This window comes from Paramaledivibacter caminithermalis DSM 15212 (assembly GCF_900142245.1).
In the GTDB taxonomy this organism is placed as follows: Bacteria; Bacillota; Clostridia; order Peptostreptococcales; family Caminicellaceae; genus Paramaledivibacter; species Paramaledivibacter caminithermalis.
The window spans coordinates 1-3,399 of the sequence record NZ_FRAG01000115.1 but is presented as its reverse complement, the minus strand read 5'-3'; the positions used below and the strand labels follow the sequence as shown (position 1 = coordinate 3,399).

Below are 3,399 nucleotides of genomic sequence, written 5' to 3'. Positions count from 1 at the left end.
GTCAAGGGCAACTACGTCAATTTACATCTACCCTATCGGGTTAAGAAGATATATTTTTGTTATTTGTTGTTTTTCATAAAACTTTTTACACTACCAAACTCTCTAGTAGTTATTTCCTTCATTTTTCATATGACTACTTAAAATCTTGTGTAATTTATTGCTCTGGTCTATTGGTTGTATTTATATCACTTATCATGAAAATGTATAGCTTTTGTATACCCTTATCTTTTAATATTTCTATTTGTCTATCTTCTTTTAGGTTTCAAGTATAGTCATAAATATAGTGACTATAGACATGTCTAAACCAGATTTTGAATTATTTACAATCTCATACTTGATTTCGACAGAAATTATAAGATGAAATACCGATAATGTTCTATATGACAATTTATTACAAAACAAGTCAATTTATACCCGTTTACAAATTCCTCCAAAAATCTGCTTGGGATTAATATAGACTTAAAGTTTTTCAAAAGGGAGGATATGAATAATATGGATTTATATGAGGAATTAAATAAAGCTAAAAAAAATGACAAAGACGCTATTTACGAAATAATTAAGGATTTTAGTAACACTTTAAAGAAAATTAGTGATAGTCTTCATTATGAGGAAGCAAACACTGATATGATAATTGAACTTTTAAAATTAATTAAAAATATTGATATAAAGAAATTTCAGGGTTCAAGTAATAGGCAAATTGCTAAATATATTAATATGCATTTAAGTAAAAGATCTTTAAATTTGATTAAAGCAAAAGAAAATCAATCATTAGATTACTTAGAAATTAATTACGATATATTGAAAGATGAAACTATAGCTGATGTAGAAAGTATTGTTTGCACTTCTATGTTGATTGAATTTTTGGAGAAACAACAAAAAAATGTTAGTGTAATGAAATTTATACATGGATATTCAGAAAAAGACATAGCACAAATACTAGGTATAAGTAGACAAGCAGTTAATAGAGCTAAAAACAGAGCTTTAAACAACTTAAGAAAAATTTTTACAGAAGAAAAGAAGGTGAGTTGACTGTCAGAGGAGATAATAAAGATAGCTGCAAAGGATGGCATATGGACCGTACTAACTGTAGCTCTTATATTTTATATTCTTAAAAACCAAGAGAAAAGAGATCTAAGACAGGAAGAAAGAGAAAACAAATATCAAAATATTATAACTAATTTAACAGAAAAGTTAAATGTGATAGAAGACATTAAAGAAGATGTATCAGAAATCAAAAATTTTGTTTTCAAAACAGAAGATTAATACTTAAATTTGATTTTAATTTATATATAAAATTCAAAAAAATAAATTTAGGGGGTTTACATTTTGCTTTAAAAAGTTGCTTGTATATAGTGAGAAGGAAATAACCGGTTAAGAATTCTCAAAATATAAATTTAAGGTGTGTGAGCAGGATGAAGATTCTAGAAACAAACTTAATATTTAAAAATAATCTTAAAAAAATGAATAAGCCTTCTATGATTATTATTCATCATGCTGCACATTCAAGTGCTAATGTATATGACATATATAGATGGCATATAGAAAATGGATGGAATGGATTTGGATATCATTTTTTAGTAGTCAAAGATGGCCAAATCTATAGGGGCAGGCCTGAAAATACCGTAGGAGCTCATACAAAGAGCTACAATAATATTTCTCTTGGTATATGTATGCAGGGAAACTATGGTGTAGAAGAAATATCTCAGATTCAGTTTAAAGCTCTTACAAGTTTATGCTAGTATCTATGTGACAAATACAATATTAGCATTATAAAAGGCCATAGGGAATTAAAGGCTACTAATTGTCCTGGCCTAAACTTTCCTTTGGTGAAAGTTAGGAATAACGTATTTGGTACATTTGATACCTATACTGTTAAGGCAGGAGATACTCTATGGTCTATAGCTAAATCATTTAATACAACAGTATATGAACTGATGAACTTAAATGATTTAAATAGTAGCTTAATTTATCCAAATCAAATACTTAGGATTATGTGAAGACAAACAAAAGAGGAGATGATTTATAATGGCTATAGGAAAAAGTAGTATAAACCCTTCTAAAATAGATCCATTTGATTTAAATTCCAAAAAGGCTTATGATGCTGCTGAAAGGGGTTCCTATTATAAAGATGAATATGGAGTAAAAGATGAAACTTTATATGTTGAAGAACATAAAATAAAGGAAGAAGAATATCATTACATGTCATTTGATTTTAGATACTCTGGTAAGGCTAATGTTTATTTAGAGTGGGATGATTCTAGTGATTTAGATTTATATATATTCGATAGAGAGGGATTATTATTAGAAAAAGATAGTTCGGTTAGTCATAAAACTACTAAAAAGGGTAATCGTTTTATACTTTGTCATAGTATAGATATTAATAAATATACTGATTATCTAATTTGTATAAGAGGGTATAAGGTATCTGGTTCTTATGCAAATTATACGTTAAAAGTGAAAATTTATGACAATATTAATGATTATAATGATATGTTAGTAGCAACGGGATTAGATAAAGAAGGTGTTGATAATCTAACTTCTAGTTATAAATTTTATAGATATGGACATAATAGAGGTATTTTAGAATATGGAGATAGAGGAACTGATGTTGCACATCTTCAAAGAATGCTTAAAAAATTAGATTGCTATCATGATAAATTAGACGGACTATTTTATAGAAATACAAAAACTGCAGTAAAAAATATGCAACGAGATTGGAGTATATTGGTTGATGGAGTAGTCGGTGAACAAACAAGTGATATTCTAGAAGAAGCTGTTTACTGGAAAAGGAAAGGAACAAGTGCAGCTGAACATGCCCTAATATCAGAAGCTATATCAGCTGGAGGATTAGCTAAAATTCTAAGTGAATATAACATAGACGTATCAGGAACAGCGTTAGGAGCTTCGCGCTCTTGGGAGTATGGGCCAATATTTGCTGGTGCTTTAAAAGTTACATATAAAGTTAAACTTGATGCTTCACCAGGTAAAGATATGGTAAAAATTACATGCGATGATTCTACACCAGTTACAGTCATTAATCTAAATAATTTTCCTACTTTGCAAGTTAGTGATCATGATGCAAAAATGAGTGTTGATATGATAAAATCCATAATATTACGACTTGAAAATGAAGAAGGTGCTGAAGTATATATAAATGGAAACTTTCCAAAACTTACAATAAATGTACAAGGTAGGCTTACATGGAATGGTCCAAACATTGTCATTGGTGCTTCAAAAGTAATAAAAAGTACTATTGCAGGTGATGTTTTCAAACAAAAAATCTATGAAGAAATAATATTAGAACCTCAACTTTCGCAGCACAAAATAGCCAGCTTTTCCTTTAAAACAGTAGGTAGCGAAGCTATAAAATAGTTCATAAACTCATTTAATTGTTTTTTT

At 28.6% G+C, this 3,399-nt stretch carries 5 protein-coding genes; all 5 read left to right on the top strand.

The features are described 5' to 3' along the window. Positions 1–492 precede the first annotated feature (492 nt). Complete coding sequence (locus tag BUB36_RS18610) at positions 493–1,029, top strand: RNA polymerase sigma factor (RefSeq protein WP_073153769.1); 537 nt, start codon at positions 493–495, stop codon at positions 1,027–1,029. Continuing rightward, positions 1,030–1,263, top strand: coding sequence for a BhlA/UviB family holin-like peptide (locus BUB36_RS20590; protein WP_073153773.1), 234 nt, complete (start codon positions 1,030–1,032; stop codon positions 1,261–1,263). It abuts the gene before it with no gap. Between the two features lie 149 nt (positions 1,264–1,412). Continuing rightward, a complete protein-coding gene (locus tag BUB36_RS18600; protein ID WP_073153766.1) occupies positions 1,413–1,739 on the top strand; it encodes an N-acetylmuramoyl-L-alanine amidase in 327 nt (108 codons plus the stop codon). Between the two features lie 84 nt (positions 1,740–1,823). Further along, complete coding sequence (locus tag BUB36_RS20265) at positions 1,824–1,997, top strand: LysM peptidoglycan-binding domain-containing protein (protein WP_106406531.1); 174 nt, start codon at positions 1,824–1,826, stop codon at positions 1,995–1,997. A 28-nt stretch (positions 1,998–2,025) separates the two neighbouring features. Next, positions 2,026–3,372, top strand: a complete 1,347-nt coding sequence (locus BUB36_RS18590) for a peptidoglycan-binding domain-containing protein (protein WP_073153763.1) — start codon at positions 2,026–2,028, stop codon at positions 3,370–3,372. Positions 3,373–3,399 lie beyond the last annotated feature (27 nt).

Excerpts from the sequence above, each read along its gene's own strand:
- BUB36_RS18610 (WP_073153769.1), top strand. The coding sequence starts at position 493 with ATGGATTTATATGAGGAATTAAATAAAGCTAAAAAAAATGACAAAGAC.
- BUB36_RS18600 (WP_073153766.1), top strand. The coding sequence starts at position 1,413 with ATGAAGATTCTAGAAACAAACTTAATATTTAAAAATAATCTTAAAAAA.
- BUB36_RS18590 (WP_073153763.1), top strand. The coding sequence starts at position 2,026 with ATGGCTATAGGAAAAAGTAGTATAAACCCTTCTAAAATAGATCCATTT.